The organism is Halomonas sp. ALS9, assembly GCF_001651035.1.
GTDB lineage: Bacteria > Pseudomonadota > Gammaproteobacteria > Pseudomonadales > Halomonadaceae > Vreelandella.
The window spans coordinates 225,185-240,086 of the sequence record NZ_LXRG01000192.1; the positions used below are offsets into that span (position 1 = coordinate 225,185).

14 protein-coding genes are annotated in these 14,902 nt (G+C 57.3%); 7 read left to right on the plus strand and 7 right to left on the minus strand.

Translation table 11 applies throughout. The annotated features are described in order from the left end of the window. The first annotated feature begins 12 nt into the window (after positions 1–12). The 7 genes from cheB (at position 13) to A6R74_RS14985 (ending at position 7,760) form a co-directional block, all read left to right on the plus strand. The gene (gene cheB / locus A6R74_RS14955; RefSeq protein WP_064235279.1) at positions 13–1,080 is read left to right on the plus strand and encodes a chemotaxis-specific protein-glutamate methyltransferase CheB; all 1,068 of its coding nucleotides are present in this window, start codon (positions 13–15) and stop codon (positions 1,078–1,080) included. Next, positions 1,077–2,486, plus strand: coding sequence for a CheR family methyltransferase (locus A6R74_RS14960; protein ID WP_064235280.1), 1,410 nt, complete (start codon positions 1,077–1,079; stop codon positions 2,484–2,486). Before cheB ends, A6R74_RS14960 begins: the two co-directional genes overlap by 4 nt. A gap of 1 nt (position 2,487) precedes the next feature. Further along, a complete protein-coding gene (locus A6R74_RS14965; protein ID WP_064235281.1) occupies positions 2,488–4,587 on the plus strand; it encodes a hybrid sensor histidine kinase/response regulator in 2,100 nt (699 codons plus the stop codon). A 97-nt stretch (positions 4,588–4,684) separates the two neighbouring features. Next, positions 4,685–5,047: a response regulator gene (locus tag A6R74_RS14970; protein WP_064235282.1), complete on the plus strand. Its 363-nt coding sequence runs from the start codon at positions 4,685–4,687 to the stop codon at positions 5,045–5,047. A 74-nt stretch (positions 5,048–5,121) separates the two neighbouring features. After that, positions 5,122–6,801 carry a diguanylate cyclase gene (locus A6R74_RS14975; RefSeq protein WP_064235283.1) on the plus strand — a complete coding sequence of 560 codons (1,680 nt, stop codon included), beginning with the start codon at positions 5,122–5,124 and terminating at the stop codon, positions 6,799–6,801. Next, entirely contained in the window at positions 6,791–7,351 is a 561-nt protein-coding gene (locus A6R74_RS14980; RefSeq protein ID WP_064235284.1) for a chemotaxis protein CheW, read from the plus strand. Before A6R74_RS14975 ends, A6R74_RS14980 begins: the two co-directional genes overlap by 11 nt. Position 7,352: 1 nt before the next feature. After that, complete coding sequence (locus A6R74_RS14985; protein WP_064235285.1) at positions 7,353–7,760, plus strand: hypothetical protein; 408 nt, start codon at positions 7,353–7,355, stop codon at positions 7,758–7,760. 19 nt (positions 7,761–7,779) lie between these two features. Here A6R74_RS14985 and A6R74_RS14990 read toward each other — a convergent pair whose 3' ends face one another. From A6R74_RS14990 to A6R74_RS15020, 7 genes are all read right to left on the minus strand, one after another. Beyond that, positions 7,780–8,985 carry a molybdopterin molybdotransferase MoeA gene (locus A6R74_RS14990; protein ID WP_064235286.1) on the minus strand — a complete coding sequence of 402 codons (1,206 nt, stop codon included), beginning with the start codon at positions 8,983–8,985 and terminating at the stop codon, positions 7,780–7,782. Next, a complete protein-coding gene (gene moaB / locus A6R74_RS14995; protein WP_064235287.1) occupies positions 8,978–9,499 on the minus strand; it encodes a molybdenum cofactor biosynthesis protein B in 522 nt (173 codons plus the stop codon). Before moaB ends, A6R74_RS14990 begins: the two co-directional genes overlap by 8 nt. Positions 9,500–9,504: 5 nt before the next feature. Beyond that, positions 9,505–9,837, minus strand: a complete 333-nt coding sequence (locus A6R74_RS15000; protein WP_007112728.1) for a DUF1244 domain-containing protein — start codon at positions 9,835–9,837, stop codon at positions 9,505–9,507. 106 nt (positions 9,838–9,943) lie between these two features. After that, the gene (locus tag A6R74_RS15005) at positions 9,944–11,044 is read right to left on the minus strand and encodes a formate dehydrogenase subunit gamma (RefSeq protein ID WP_064235288.1); all 1,101 of its coding nucleotides are present in this window, start codon (positions 11,042–11,044) and stop codon (positions 9,944–9,946) included. 11 nt (positions 11,045–11,055) lie between these two features. Next, positions 11,056–11,670 (minus strand): formate dehydrogenase FDH3 subunit beta, encoded by a 615-nt coding sequence (gene fdh3B, locus A6R74_RS15010; protein WP_007112726.1) that lies wholly within the window; start codon positions 11,668–11,670, stop codon positions 11,056–11,058. A gap of 77 nt (positions 11,671–11,747) precedes the next feature. Next, a complete protein-coding gene (locus A6R74_RS15015) occupies positions 11,748–14,600 on the minus strand; it encodes a molybdopterin-dependent oxidoreductase (protein ID WP_064235289.1) in 2,853 nt (950 codons plus the stop codon). Between the two features lie 24 nt (positions 14,601–14,624). Beyond that, positions 14,625–14,840 (minus strand): twin-arginine translocation signal domain-containing protein, encoded by a 216-nt coding sequence (locus tag A6R74_RS15020; RefSeq protein ID WP_064235290.1) that lies wholly within the window; start codon positions 14,838–14,840, stop codon positions 14,625–14,627. Positions 14,841–14,902: the final 62 nt, after the last annotated feature.

Consider the following 14,902-nt stretch of genomic DNA (forward strand, 5'->3'; position numbering starts at 1 on the left):
TAAGGATACCGAATGAGTGCAATTCGGGTAGTCATTGCCGACGACAGCCAAGTAGCCCGCGACGTGCTACGCGATATCCTCAGCCGAGACGGTGATATTGAGATCGTGGGTGAAGCCATTAACGGCCGCGAAGCGGTGGAGCTGGCCAAACGCCTTACGCCGCAACTGATCACTATGGATCTCAACATGCCGGTGATGGATGGCCTAAGCGCTATCGAAGAGATCATGTATAACAAAGGCGTGCCCATCCTGGTGGTTAGCGACCGCTCCGATGCGCAAACGGCCTATCAAGCCCTTGAAGTGGGCGCACTGGAAGTCATGCCTAAACCCACATTGGAAGGGGCTGACGCCGAGCGCCTTTTGGAACGTGTACGCCTGCTAGCCGGTGTCGCGGTGATCACTCGCCTGCGGCGGCGCGTCAAAACGCCAGCGTCGATCATCCCCCTGCCTTCCCTACCCGCCACCCCACGAAGAGTGCCGCGGGATTTTCAACACGTGATCGCCATTGCCTGCTCAACTGGTGGCCCGCAAGCACTCGTGCGGGTACTACGCAGGTTACCCGCCGGGTTCCCAGCGCCCATCGTCATCGCCCAGCACATCAGCCATGGGTTTATTGATGGCATGGCACAATGGCTGGCATCGCTGTGCGCCATGCCGGTCAGTGTTGGCCAAGAGGGTGAGCAGTTGCGCCCTGGACATATCTATTTATCACCTTCTGAGCGTAATTTATGCGTGAGCCCCCGCCACCGTTTTCAGCTTCAATCCAGCCCTGAGACATTTCTATACCATCCCAGTTGCGATGTACTGTTGCAGAGCGTTGCGGAGGTCTATGGCCGTGATGCGGTTGGTATCATTTTGACCGGCATGGGCCGCGATGGCGTGAATGGTATGCGGGCTATCTATCAGGCAGGCGGTACCACTTTCGCGCAAGACGAAGCTAGTTCAGTGATATACGGCATGAACCAGGAAGCCGTTAAAGCCGGGGTCATACAGTATGAATTACCCCTGGATAGCCTTCCGGATCGGCTGCTGCGCGATGTGCGCGGCTACTTGGATAGCCGACCGGAGCCCTTGGCATGAGCACCTTTGCCCCTTTTAAAGCGCTGGTTCATCAGCGCTGCGGCTTACACCTGGAAGGCTTGGCCGAAGCCCGGCTATTTCGGGCGGTGGCCAGCTTACAAGCGTCAACGGGGCTCACCGATACCACTCAACTCCTCACACGGTTAACCAGCGACACTGCGCTATTTGATCAGTTTGTCAGCCAATTAACGGTTAACGAAACCTATTTTTATCGCGAGCCGGATGCCTTGCGCTGGCTGGTCAACCGCTATTTGCCTGAGCGTTTAGCAACAGAGGAACCGCCGCTTTCTATTTTCAGCGCGGGCTGCTCATCCGGCGAAGAGCCCTATAGCGTAGCGATGATGCTATTTGAGCACTTTGGCGAGCGGGCTAAAGCACTATTTAACCTCACGGGTGGCGACCTGGATCATCAAGTGCTCGCCAAGGCGCGCCAAGCGGTTTATGGCGGCATGGCGTTTCGCGCGCTCTCTGCTGACTTCAAAGCGCGCTACTTCAGTCCCTACAAGGGGCGCTTTAAGCTTCACGAGTCATTACGCCAATGGGTAACTTTTTGCCCGTTTAACCTATTAAACGCCGAAGAGAGCAGCCCTGGCGGCCCCTTTGATGTGATTTTATTTCGTAATGTATCAATCTACTTTGATCAGCAGACGCGGCGCCGTATTCACCAACAGCTTGGCCAGCTACTGGCGCCGAATGGCATTTTACTCTGCGGCGTCAGCGAAACCATGGGTAACGATCTGGGCGTATTTGAACTGGTCGAAGCTGAAGGCGTCTTTTACTTTCGCCGTGCAGAGCCGCCCACGGCAGTTCCCCATTCTCCCCCCTTGCTCATGGGCGACGAGTCAGCTGACGGAAGCGGCGATAGCGCGAGCAAAGAGTTAGAGCCAGCCAATAGCGACGCTTTAGCCCCCGCAGCGCCAAGTGAACAAACAACGGAAAAGGCACAAACGGACGCCATTAGCCACCCGCTGCAAACTGCCCATCAGTTGCTGAATCAAAATGCCTTTGACGACGCCGCTACGCTACTGGAGGCGTTGCTTAAGCAACAGCCGTGGTCGATCGATGCGCTGGTGCTGGCTGGATTAGTCGCCCGTTGGCAGCAGCAGCCCCATCAGGCCTACGACTATTTCAAACGGGCCATTTACGTGGCGCCGGAGTGTTGGCCGGCACACTTCTATTTAGCGGAGCTTTATCGTCAGGGTGAGCTGCCCGACGAGCCATTACAGCGCAAGCAACGCTATGCCGCGGTGGTGCGTTTGCTGACCAACACCCCCACCTCTAATGGCGGGCTAGACACCATTGCACCACCGCTACCGCCAGGCGATGCACGTTTTCTTGCCGAACGTTATCTAGCAGCGGTCGACATCACACTGGCAACAACCAGTACCACCCAAGGAGCGGGTTAATATGGCGCTGGATATTCGCCGCTTTATACAGCGCTTCGTGGAAGAAGCCGCCGACCACCTGCCCCGCCTGCGCGAAGGCATCTGTGCACTGGAGCAGGGCCACGCTGATCGCGAACAGATCAACGAGCTATTCCGCGCAGCACATACGCTGAAAGGCTCGTCGCGGATGCTCAAGCTGGTGCCAATTACCACGCTGGCACATAGCACTGAAGAACTGCTCAGCGCCCTGCGCGATGGCACTCTAAGTGCAACGCCAGCGGTTACCAGCCTGCTCAGCCAGGCAGTTGACGGGCTGGCGGACTTGGTCAGCCGACTCGCCGAAGGGGCGACGGGTGACGACTTACCCGCGGCGGATGAGGCCCTATGTAACGCCCTTGAAAATGCTGCCCATGGTCAGCCCTCACCCCAGCCCAACATTTCTACTCCGGCATCCTCGGCACCCGCGCTCTCAGCGGCGCAGGCGGCCGACAGCGAGTTACGTCTCAGCGATACCGTGCGAGTTCGCCTGGATCGGCTGGACGATGTTATCCGTTTGATGGGTGAAGTGCTGTCCGGCCACCACCACTTACACTCCCTGGTTGATCAAGCCCGAGCGCTAAGCATCTCGCTGCCTGCCGAGCAGCAGGCGCCTTTTCACGCCTTTCACCGTGAGCTGAAAGATAGCGTTTTAAGCCACAACTCGCTGATGAGCGACCTACATGACCGGGCACTGCAAATGCGCATGCTGCCGCTAAGCGTGGTGTTTGACCCGCTCGCGCATATGTCCCGGGAACTGGCCCAGTCACTTGGCAAGCAGGTCGATTGCCGTGTACGTGGCAGTGAAATCGAACTTGACCGCCAGATGATTGATCGCCTTTCTGATCCGCTGATTCACCTGCTGCGTAACGCTCTGGATCACGGCTTAGAGCCACCTGCCGAGCGTCAGGCAGCGGGTAAATCTCCCCGTGGACAGCTGGTTATTGAAGCCTGGCAGGATGCTGACTGGGTGGTGGTTGAGATGCATGATGACGGCGCAGGCATAGACCTTGATGTAGTGCGCCAGAAAGCGCTCGCCAAACAATTGATCAACGAAGAGCAGCTTAACGCCTTGAGCGAACAAGAGACCCTGGAGCTTATTTTCTTGCCCGGCTTCTCTACCAAAAGCATGATTACCGACTTTTCTGGCCGCGGTGTGGGCATGGATGTGGTCAAGCGCACCGTGGTAGATGAGTTGAACGGTGACCTGCAGCTAGCCAGCGAACGCGGCAGCGGCACGCATTTTACCCTGCGCCTGCCGCTTTCGCTGGCGATGATGCGGGTACTGCTGGTCAGCGTCGGCGGCGTCAATTTAGGCGTAACCGCGCCTTATGTTTCAGAACTTGTAGAGTGCTCATCACACTCCTTCATTGATGCCGCCGGACAGCGCACGCTGATTTTACGCAACGAATTTGTGCCGGTGGTATCGCTTGCCGAATTGCTCGGGCTACCCGCCACGACGTCCGCCACTGATAACACCCTACTGCTGGTCGTCCACCAGCGGCACCAAAAGCTGGCTTTAATTATTGATTCACTGATTGATGAACGCGACAGGGTCATCAAGCCGCTACCCGTACACCTACGTTACCTACCCTTAGTCTCGGGTATGGTTTCCATGGGCCGCAATGCGCTGGTTAGCCTGCTGCATGTGCCCGCTTTACTGGAAGCCACCCGGCACACTGCCCAGCGTCCAAACCATGAACACACTTCTTCCACGCTTGCGAAGCGCATTTTGGTGGTCGACGACTCACTGAATACCCGTGAAATAGAAAAGGACGTGCTCGAAGCATGGGGCTATCACGTCACCCTGGCCGAAAATGGTCGCGACGGATTAGCCAAGGCACTGGCGGAGCCGTTTGATGCGGTACTGACCGACGTTGAAATGCCGGTGATGGATGGCTTTGCGCTGACTGCCCGACTGCGCGAAAATGAGGCCTATCGTTACCGGCCGATCATTATTATCACCTCGCGGGAAAAAGAGACTGATCGACGACGCGGCATTGAAGTCGGCGCCGACGCCTATATCGTCAAAGGCAGTTTTGATCAGAACAATTTAGTAGAGACGCTCCAGGCCCTGCTGGGTTAGCCGTGGAGGATACTGACATAGTCGTTAGTGACATAGTCGTTAGTGACATAGTCATTAGTGACACAGCCGTTAATGACACACACCAAGAGGTTATAGAATGCCTATCCTGGTCGTAGACGACGATCCGCTTGCCGGGGAAATGACGGCGGCACTGCTAGAGTCTCAAGGTCACACCACCTTGCTGGCTTTTGATGCCATGGAAGCCGTCGAACAGCTAGACACCCATAGCAATATCAAGTTGATTGTCAGCGATATGCACATGCCCTTGGTCAGCGGGCTAGCGTTATTGGCAATGCTGCGCGAGCAAGACAGTCAACTGCCGTTTATTCTTCTCACCGGCGACACCCCGGATGCAACGCTACGGCAGACACCGGGCCTGGATGCCTGTTTGCGTAAAGATGCCGAACTGGCGGACAACCTGGAAACCGCCGTGAAAAAGGCGCTGGCACTCAGCGGCTAAGCAATGCTCGATGCGATGGAATAGATTAATGATGGAATGAATCGCCGCTTTCGATCACTTACGTAGGTAGTTTGATGTCTAAGCCCGCCCCTTCGCTGCACGATAAGCTAAATCAGCTGCGTGAGCGTTTTATTGAGCAATTGCCAGCCCGCTTAGCGCAAACCGCCGAGCTGTGGCAGCAGAGCTGCATGTCGAGTGAAGAACGGACGCGGCTGGCGCCAGAGCTGCACCGCTTTTTTCATAGTTTGAAAGGCACAGGAAGATCGCTGGGCTTTGAGCGGCTTGCCCTGCTGGCGGATCAGGCGGAGGAGGCGCTCACTACCTCCCCCACCCGCGACGATATTGATACCTTTATCAGCCAACTGCTGCTCAAGCTGGGTCGCGAACAACAGCACCTACGCTCCCATCACGGCCAACAGCAAGCGCTGGCGGCCGTCAACAGCTTCGAGCTTACCAGCCAAGTGGAGCCGCTGCGCAATAAGCGCCAGCGGTTAATTTACCTGTGTGACGATGAGCCCGAGCAGGTCGATCAGTTGATCCATCACTTGCGCTGCTTCGGTCATGAAGTCGTTCAGTTTATCGATACTGAAACATTCTTTAACGCCGTGCTCACTCGCCGCCCTGACGCGGTGATCATGGATGTGCAGTTCCCCCAGGGCCAAACCGCAGGGACTGAAACCCTGACCAGCTTGAATAAACTGACCGGCCAACCGCTACCCGCCATCGTCTTATCGGCCCACAGCGACTTCCACTCGCGTCTAAGCGCCGTTCGTGCAGGCTGCGGTGGTTACTTCACCAAGCCGGTAAAACCGCTGGATCTTATGTTGGCTGTGGATGAACTCACCGCTCCCGCGGCGGAAGAGCCGTTGAAAGTGCTCGTGGTGGATGATGAGCCCGAGGTGGCTGCTTACCACGCCTTGCTACTTGAAGAGGCCGGAATGATCGTTCACCAAGTGCACCACCCAGCCGATGCACTTAATGCTATGGAGCGTTTTAGCCCCGACTTAGTGCTGGTCGATGTATATATGCCGGTGTGTTCGGGGGAAGAGCTGGCGACGATTATTCGTCAGCAGCCGGAATACCTGGGACTACCGATTATCTATCTTTCCAGTGAAACCGACAGCCAGAAACAGATTTCCGCCATGTCCGCGGGGGTTGAAGCCTTTCTTACCAAACCCGTGCAGCCCGAAGAACTGGTTTCTGCCGTGCGTCTGCGCGCCGAACGCCTACGCTTGCTGCGCTCATTAATGACCCGGGACAGCATGACCGGGCTGTATAACCACAGCACCACCACCGAGCTGATCAATAAAACCCTCGCTCAGGCCCATCGTGATAATAGCCAGCACGCCATGGCGATGATCGACATCGATCACTTTAAAGAAGTTAACGACACCCACGGCCACTTGGCGGGCGATCAAGTGATCGTTACCTTGGCACGGTTGCTCAAAAGCCGCCTGCGGCTTTCCGACATTATTGGCCGCTATGGCGGTGAAGAGTTTGTCGTGCTGTTGAAAGGCATTAATGCCGAGAAAGCGGCCACGTTAATCAACAGCCTCCGCGAGGATTTTGCGCTGGTTGACTTTCACGCCGGTGAAGTCCGCTTTCGCTGCACCTTCAGCGTGGGTATCAGCAACTTCCCCGCCCAGCCCTCCACAGAGTCGCTGCGTTTAAGCGCCGACCAAGCGCTCTACCGAGCCAAAAACCAAGGGCGCAATCAAGTAGTGATATCGACGGAGCTAGCCGATGAGCGCTGAATACCCCCGAGGCAATCAAGCGAATGACCTGCCGTTCGCCACTCAGACCTTGGAAGAGGCATTAGCAACCCACGGCGATACGGAGACAGTCGTCGATGTCGATGAGCCCACCCAGCAACTAGTGCTCTTCCGACTCAATGGTCAACGTTTTGCGCTACCCGGCAGCGCGGTGAGAGAGATTCTACCCAGCGACCAGCCCGTCTATTACCTACCAGGGCTACCCACCTCTACCGAGGGCGTGCTGCACCTGCGTGGCCAAATTGAGTCGCTGATTAGCCTGCATCAGCTACTTGGTCTAGCCGCGCCTGAAGGCGCCCCTAACGGGATGCTATTGCTAGTCCGTGCAGCCGGTATCAGCAGCGGCGTGCGTATCGAGCAGCTTGACGATGTCTGCGAGGTCGCCCAGAGCATGCTGCAACCGCCCCCAGAAACGCTCACCGCTACGTTGCAGCCTTATGTCAGTGCACTATGGCAGCTCAATGAGCGAGAAGCGCTTGCCCTGCTTGACCCTGAGGCGTTGTTCGACGCCTACCAGCAGGGGCTCGGGTAAAGTGCCACAATATCGCGACCCGCATGAACAAGCCCAGGTTGCGCTGGTACTGTTTCACGTCGGGCCTTACCGCGCTGCCCTGGAAGCGCACTATGTACTCGCCATGACCGACCGGCCTACGACATTGCGCACCGCCAATGCTCACTCGCTGCTCTACGTCGGCGGCGATCATGACGCCCTGCCTAGCCGCTGGCTCACTCTGCGCGATCCCCAAACAGCCAGTGACAACAACAGCACTTGGCAGTTGGGCGTAAGCGGTGACATTACCCTCCAGCAACTGCCAGCTAACACGCTTTACCCACTGCCTAAGCTGCTGCTTTCCCGCCGTTTTTCAACCGCACTCTGCGGCGTCACCCTCGATCAACAACAGCTAGTGCTGCTACTCGACGCGCGCAAGCTTAGCCCTTAGCTTTCTCAAGCCACGGCGCTTAACCAGCCAACCATAAACAACTGATTTTATCGCCTTCGACAACTTCGCTATTGGCCGGAATCACCGCAAAAGCGTCGGCATTGATACAGGAGGAGAGCACGCCAGAGTTCTGATCATCAAAAGCCGTTGCCGTCACCCCGTTGGGCGTGAAATTTAGCGTCACACGCATATAGTGTTCACGAGGGCCGGTGGAGGTGGCAAACCCAGCGTGGGCGGTTAGCGTGGGCAATGTTTTTAGCGCAGGACAGCCAAGCATAGCGCCCAGTAAAGGGCGTAAAAACAGCCAAGCACCGACAAACCCCGAGACAGGATTGCCCGGCAAACCCACAAATCGCGTCTGGCTGCCGTCATCGCGAGGCAGACGACCCAGCGCTAACGGCTTACCAGGACGGATTGCCAGCTTCCACATATCAAGCTGGCCAATCGCTTCCAACGCGGCTTTAACATGATCCTCTTCACCGACGCTCACGCCGCCAGTGGTCACCACTAAATCCGACTCTGCCGCAGCCGCCGTTAACAGCGTCACCGTGTGGGCGTAATCATCCGGCACGCTAACGGTGCTCACCACCTCCGCGCCAAAGTTCTCTAGCAGCCGTTTAAGCATTGGCCGGTTGGAGTTGTAGAGCTGCCCCGGTTTTAACGGCGTGCCCGGATCGACGATCTCATCCCCCGTGGAGAGCAGCGCCACCCGAGGCCGACGGCGCACGCTGACCTGGGTAATCCCCTGGCCTGCCAAATGGCCAAGGGCTGCGGCTTCAAGCAGCTCACCGGCATTGAGTAGCACAGAGCCGCTCTTCACGTCGCGCCCCTGGCGGCGGACATTATCGCCCGCTGGAATATCGGCAGGTATCAGCGCACGTTCGCCGTCAACGTCTACGCGCTCCTGCATCACCACGCAGTCAGCACCCGGAGGAATCTCTCCGCCGGTAAAAATACGCGCACAGCTACCGGGTGCAAGCGCTTTAGCCTGCGTGCCTGCGGCAATGCGTTGACTCACCGGCAGCCACTGCCCTGCATCGGAAGATCGCAGCGCGTAGCCATCCATCGCGCTGTTATCAAATGGCGGCACATCCAACTGCGCGGTGACGGCTTCGGCCAACACACGTCCACCGGCGGCTTCCAGCGGGATACTCTCTGCGTCAAGTGCGCTAACGTCTGCCAGTAGCGCCTCAAGTGCGGCTGATATCGGCTGCAAATCAGCCATGCTGCCCCCGGCCTGGGATGACCAGGTTGGCGAAGTTGCAGGGCTTGTGGCGGCTATCCAACTGCTCGACCAGAATGCCGTCCCAGCCGGTGCGGCAGGCGCCTGTTGAGCCTGGCAGGCAGAACACTACCGTGGCGTTGGCTAGGCCGCCAAGGCAGCGGCTTTGAATAGTGGAGCTGCCGATTTCCTCACCGCTTAGCTGACGAAAACGTTCGCCAAAGCCTTCAATGCGCTTATCCAGCAGCACCGAAATCGCTTCAGGGGTGGAATCTCGGCCAGTAAAGCCGGTACCACCGGTGGTGATCACCACCTGCACATCCGCCTCGGCGATCCAGTTGGCTACCACCGCACGAATACGGTAGACATCGTCTGGCACAATACGCTTTTCAGCGAGCGTGTGCCCAGCGCTGGTCAAGCGCTCGACTAATGCTTGGCCGCTGCGATCCGTCTCTTCAGTGCGGGTATCGGAGACCGTGAGGACAGCTATATTGAGGGGCACCATTGGCTCACTCATCGACGTCACCCTTGTTTGGCTGCTTTCTTTTTAGCGTGGTGCGCTTCCCAAGCGGCCATTTGCTCTGGCGTGGCTTCCGGTTGGTAAAGCTCCTTCCACTCGCTGTAAGGCATACCGTATACATACTCACGGGCCTCGTCGTAGTTGAGGCTTTCATCCCGCGCTTCAGCGGCACTCACCAGCCATTTCGATAAGCAGTTGCGGCAAAAGTCCGCCAAAATCATCAGGTCGATATTCTGGACATCTTTGTTATCGTCCAGATGCTGTAGAAGGCGCCGAAACGCGGCGGCTTCAAGCTCGGTGCGCGTGGTTGGGTCTAACTGATCAAACGCTGACATAACCTTTCCTCTAATAAATATGACTTTTGGTTATTGAATAACTTAAGGTGAAGCATAACAAAAGACACCGCCAAAAGGCGGTGTCTTCGCTACCATTACGAACGTATCAACTGGTTCGGGTCGCGGACGGATCAGCGCTGCCGCCCGATGACTTGCGAGCCGCCACCTCTTGTTCCGATAGCGTTTGGTCTTTGACCTCTTCGTACCACAAATTGTGGTGCTCTTTGGCCCAGGTCTCGTCCACGTAGCCGGTAGTCATACCTTCTAGCGCGCCTTCTGTACCCAGCGTACCGATATAGATATGGCCTAAGGAAATCGCTGTCAGTCCCAGCGCACCCACCGCGTGGATAATATTCGCCCACTGCATGGTGTCGCGGCTCTGGTCGAAGTTGGGGAAGTCGAGCACAAAGCCACTGGCAACCACGAGAATACCGACCGTCGCCAGTATCCAGTACCAGGCTTTCTCACCACCATTGGCAAAACCAGCGTCGACATGCGTTTTACCAATCATGCCACCGCCCTTCTTAAACCACACCCAGTCGTGCTTTTTGGGAAGATTCTCTTTGATCAAGCTGACCAGCAGTATGACGAGCAGAATGCCAAAGATAGGGCCCAAGTAGTTATGCAGCACTTTTGTGGCTGCGATCATCCAAGCCCAAACCCCATCACCAAACAGGGGGCGGAACACAAACTTGCCGAATAGCAGCGTCATCCCCGTTATCGCCAGAATGATAAACAGCGTCGCTACCGTCCAATGCAAGGTGCGTTTCATTAGCGTCCACCGCAATAGCAGACGACCCGTACGCGGTGCCTCAAGCTCCTTGCGTCCCACAATGAAGTAGAACAGCGCGATCAGCGCCGCCATGCCAAATACCGCAATCAAACCAAACGGCGATACCCAGCGGTTGCGAATCTGCCGCCAGGTTTCACCGCTTGCATTGATCAGGCTGTAGTCGCTTTCATAACGCGAGTCACGGTAGTTAGGCCCGGTCTCTCCACTGCGCACCTGACGCCACTGGTCAGCGGTAATGCCGGGGGCGGCAGTGGTCATTTCGCGGTCAGGATCCGCCTGCGCAATAGCCACTTGCGTGAAGCCGAGGCTTAGCACCAGAGCAAGCGCCACCAACATAAAGCGCCAAATGCCCAGGGCGAGCCCTTTACCTGAATGCGGCACCCCACCGGGTGCCTGTGCAGTCAACAGGTTCATGACACGCCTCCTTACCCTTTATGGGCAGCATCATAGGCTAGGTTGTCGGCACTGGCCTGTGGGTTATTCGACCAGGCGCCATCTTTGTGGCCGCGATGGACAACGCGCTGGCGGAAGATATCGGCAACGTCTTGGGCATCACCGGCAAGCAGTGCTTTGGTGGAGCACATCTCGGCACATAGCGGCAGTTTACCTTCGGCAATGCGGTTGGAGCCGTATTTCTGGTACTCCTCTTCTTTGCTTTCGGCCGGACCGCCCGCGCAAAAGGTGCATTTGTCCATTTTGCCGCGCTCACCGAACGCATCCTGCTGGGGAAACTGCGGAGCGCCAAACGGGCAGGCGTAGAGGCAGTAGCCGCAGCCGATGCAGAGGTCTTTGTCGTGTAGCACGATGCCGTCATCGGTTTTGTAGAAGCAGTCGGTCGGGCAAACGGCCATACACGGCGCGTCGTCACAGTGCATACAGGCGACGGAAATCGACATTTCACTTGCTTCGCCGTCGTTGAGCGTGACCACGCGGCGACGCTGGATGCCCCACTCAACATCGTTGGCATTCTTACACGCGGTGACGCAGCCGTTGCATTCGATGCAGCGTTCGGCGTCACACATAAATTTCATTTGAGCCATGGTGTTCTCCTCATGCCGGTGCGGGATGGCTCCCGCACCGTCGTGCTGTCAGGTCGGTCGGGGCTTTCTTATTAAACTTAAGCCCGCTCAATGCGGCAGATGGTGCACTTGGTCTCTTGCATCAGTGTCACCGGGTCGTAGCCGTAGGTGGTGGCGGTATTGGCCGCCTCACCAATGATGTACGGATCCGACCCATCCGGATAACGGTCGCGCAGGCTTTCGCCCTGGAACATGCCACCAAAGTGGAACGGCATAAACGCCACGTTACGATCAACGCGAGGCGTGACCAGCGCTTTGACTTTCACGCGGCCACCCTCAGCCCCTTCAACCCAGACATCGTCGCCATCCTTGATGCTGAGGTCGTTGGCGTTTGCCGGATTGATCTCAACAAACATCTCTTGCTGCAGCTCGGCCAGCCACGACATGGAACGCGTCTCTTCCCCACCACCTTCGTACTCAACCAGCCGCCCAGAGGTAAGAATGATTGGGTAATCGCCGCTGTTGTCGCGATCCTGAATGGTTTTGTACATGGTTGGCAGGCGCATGATGGAGTCGAAATCGTCCCAAGTTGGGAAGCGTTCAACCAAATCACGGCGCGTGGTGTAGAGCGGCTCGCGGTGCTTAGGCACCTGGTCGGGGAACGTCCACACCACGGCGCGTGCCTTGGCGTTGCCGTAGGGCGCACAGCCATGCTCAATGGTGACCCGCTGGATACCGCCAGAGAGGTCGGTTTTCCAGTTTTTGCCTTCCGCCGCCTGCTTCTCTTCGGCGGTTAGGTCGTCCCACCAGCCTAAATCTTTAAGCAACTGGTCATTGAACTCTGGATAGCCGTCGTCAATATCGCCGCCCACTGGTGCTGAACCTTCCGCCAGAAGGTTGACGCCATCACGCTCGATACCGAAACGGGCACGGAAGCCCATGCCACCTTCCATCACCGGCACGCTGGTATCGTAAAGATTGGGCGAGCCCGGGTGGTTGAACTCAGGCGTGCCCCAGCAGGGCCACGGCAAGCCGTAGTAATCACCGTCCGCCGGGCCACCCTCTGCGCGCAGATTCTCGAAGCTGAAGGTGTGCCAGTTTTGCTGGTGCTCTTTGAGACGCTCGGGGCTTTGCCCGGTGTAGCCTACCGTCCACATACCGCTGTTAATTTCGCGCAGAATATCTTCGATCAGCGGCTCATCGCCGTTCATCTGATAATTCTTGACCAGCTCGTTACCGAAGCCCAATTTACGGGCAAACAGGTACATGATTTCGTGGTCAGGCTTGGATTCGAACAGCGGCTCAATCACCCGGTCACGCCACTGAATCGAACGGTTGGTCGCCGTGACACTACCGGTGGTTTCGAACTGGGTCGCCGCTGGTAGCAGATACACGCCATCGCTACGGTCGTGCATTACCGAGGCAACGGTGGGATAAGGGTCAACGATGACCATCATCTCCAGCTTCTGCATGGCTTTTTGCATCTCGACGCCGCGGGTCTGGGAGTTAACCGCGTGGCCCCAGTAGAACATCGCTTTCAGCGCAGTGCGCTGGGAGATGTTTTCGTCTTCCTCTAGCACACCATCGACCCAGCGTGAGACCGTAATACCACTGGTATACATCGGTTTGCCGTCGGCGTATTCGGTATCGTCGTAGCGGCCTTTAAGCCACTCGTAGTCGAGATCCCACACCTGCGCCCAGTGCTGCCAGGCACCTTCCGCCAGGCCGTAGTATCCCGGCAGTGAATCGCAGCCAAGGCCTAAGTCGGTCGCCCCTTGTACGTTATCGTGGCCACGCAGGATATTAGCGCCGCCGCCCGCCACACCGATATTCCCCAGCGCCAGCTCAAGAATGCAGTAAGCGCGGGTATTGTTGTTACCGGTGGTGTGCTGGGTGCCGCCCATACACCAGACCACACAGCCAGGCCGGTTGTCGGAGAGGCGTTTGGCGACATCGTACATCTCGGCTTCGGGGACGCCGGTGACTTCTTCTACAACGCTGGGCGGGAAGTTGGCGACTTCCGCACGCACTTCATCCATACCGTAAACGCGCTGATTGATGTACTCGTTGTCTTCCCAGCCATTTTCAAAAATGTGCCACAACAAGCCCCAAATGTAGGCGACGTCCGAACCGGGGCGTAGACGAACGTATTTGTTGGCCTTGGCGGCGGTGCGGGTAAAGCGCGGATCGGCAACGATAATGTCGCAGTTGTTGCGCTCTTTGGCGATCAGAATGTGCTGCATCGCCACCGGGTGCGCTTCACTGGGGTTCGAGCCAATGAACAGAATTGCCTTGCTGTTATGCATATCGTTGAGCGAGTTAGTCATCGCTCCATAACCCCAGGTATTCGCCACGCCCGCCACGGTGGTGGAGTGGCAAATACGCGCCTGGTGGTCGGTATTGTTGGTGCCCCATAGCGAGGCAAGCTTGCGCATTAAATACGCCTGCTCGTTGCTGAACTTTGCTGAACCCAGCCAGTAAACGCTGTCCGGGCCGTGCTCTTCGCGCAGTTCTAGCAGCTTATCGCCAATCTCGTTAATGGCGTCATCCCAGCTCATGCGCTCCCACTCACCCGCGACCAGCTTCATCGGGTACTTGAGGCGCCGCGTGGAGTGACCGTGCTGGCGCAGCGAAGCGCCCTTCGCGCAGTGCGCACCGCGGTTAATAGGGTGATCGAAAGCGGGTTCTTGCTTCGTCCAAATGCCCTCTTGAACTTCGGCATACACGCCACAACCGACTGAGCAGTGTGAGCAGATGGTGCGTTTGGTCTCGACCGGCGAGTCCAGCACGGGTGTTTTGTCAGCGGCTTCTGAGCGCCGCATCATGGGCGCACCCATAAAGCCAACGGCAGCCACACCGCCGGTGGCAGCACCGCTGCGTTTGAGGAACTGACGACGGGAAATACCCAGCCCGGAGGCCTTGGGGGCGTCTGTTTTGCGAGTTAAGCGCATGGCAAATCTCCTGGCATTCCGCCGTCAGTCACGCAGCGAGGCGTAATAAGCACGGACGTGATCAGTCTCACGGTAGTTAACCGATGGTTTTTCGTTTTTTACCGGGGCAGTCTCGGCCTGGGCCAGAGTGACATGGCCGACTGCCGCCGCGGCGCCAGCAGCGGCGGTTCCCAACCCAACGGTTTTCATAAACCGGCGGCGCTCAGGGTTATGTGCTGATGCTTTTGAAGACGGTTGCATGAGTTTCTCCTCTAACATGCTCTTATCCAGGGTCTTTTATGCAGCTTCTTATACTGATTTTG

Excerpts from the sequence above, each read along its gene's own strand:
- cheB (WP_064235279.1), top strand. The coding sequence starts at position 13 with ATGAGTGCAATTCGGGTAGTCATTGCCGACGACAGCCAAGTAGCCCGC.
- A6R74_RS14960 (WP_064235280.1), top strand. The coding sequence starts at position 1,077 with ATGAGCACCTTTGCCCCTTTTAAAGCGCTGGTTCATCAGCGCTGCGGC.
- A6R74_RS14965 (WP_064235281.1), top strand. The coding sequence starts at position 2,488 with ATGGCGCTGGATATTCGCCGCTTTATACAGCGCTTCGTGGAAGAAGCC.
- A6R74_RS14970 (WP_064235282.1), top strand. The coding sequence starts at position 4,685 with ATGCCTATCCTGGTCGTAGACGACGATCCGCTTGCCGGGGAAATGACG.
- A6R74_RS14975 (WP_064235283.1), top strand. The coding sequence starts at position 5,122 with ATGTCTAAGCCCGCCCCTTCGCTGCACGATAAGCTAAATCAGCTGCGT.
- A6R74_RS14980 (WP_064235284.1), top strand. The coding sequence starts at position 6,791 with ATGAGCGCTGAATACCCCCGAGGCAATCAAGCGAATGACCTGCCGTTC.
- A6R74_RS14990 (WP_064235286.1), bottom strand. The coding sequence starts at position 8,985 with ATGGCTGATTTGCAGCCGATATCAGCCGCACTTGAGGCGCTACTGGCA.
- moaB (WP_064235287.1), bottom strand. The coding sequence starts at position 9,499 with ATGAGTGAGCCAATGGTGCCCCTCAATATAGCTGTCCTCACGGTCTCC.
- A6R74_RS15000 (WP_007112728.1), bottom strand. The coding sequence starts at position 9,837 with ATGTCAGCGTTTGATCAGTTAGACCCAACCACGCGCACCGAGCTTGAA.
- A6R74_RS15005 (WP_064235288.1), bottom strand. The coding sequence starts at position 11,044 with ATGAACCTGTTGACTGCACAGGCACCCGGTGGGGTGCCGCATTCAGGT.
- fdh3B (WP_007112726.1), bottom strand. The coding sequence starts at position 11,670 with ATGGCTCAAATGAAATTTATGTGTGACGCCGAACGCTGCATCGAATGC.
- A6R74_RS15015 (WP_064235289.1), bottom strand. The coding sequence starts at position 14,600 with ATGCGCTTAACTCGCAAAACAGACGCCCCCAAGGCCTCCGGGCTGGGT.
- A6R74_RS15020 (WP_064235290.1), bottom strand. The coding sequence starts at position 14,840 with ATGCAACCGTCTTCAAAAGCATCAGCACATAACCCTGAGCGCCGCCGG.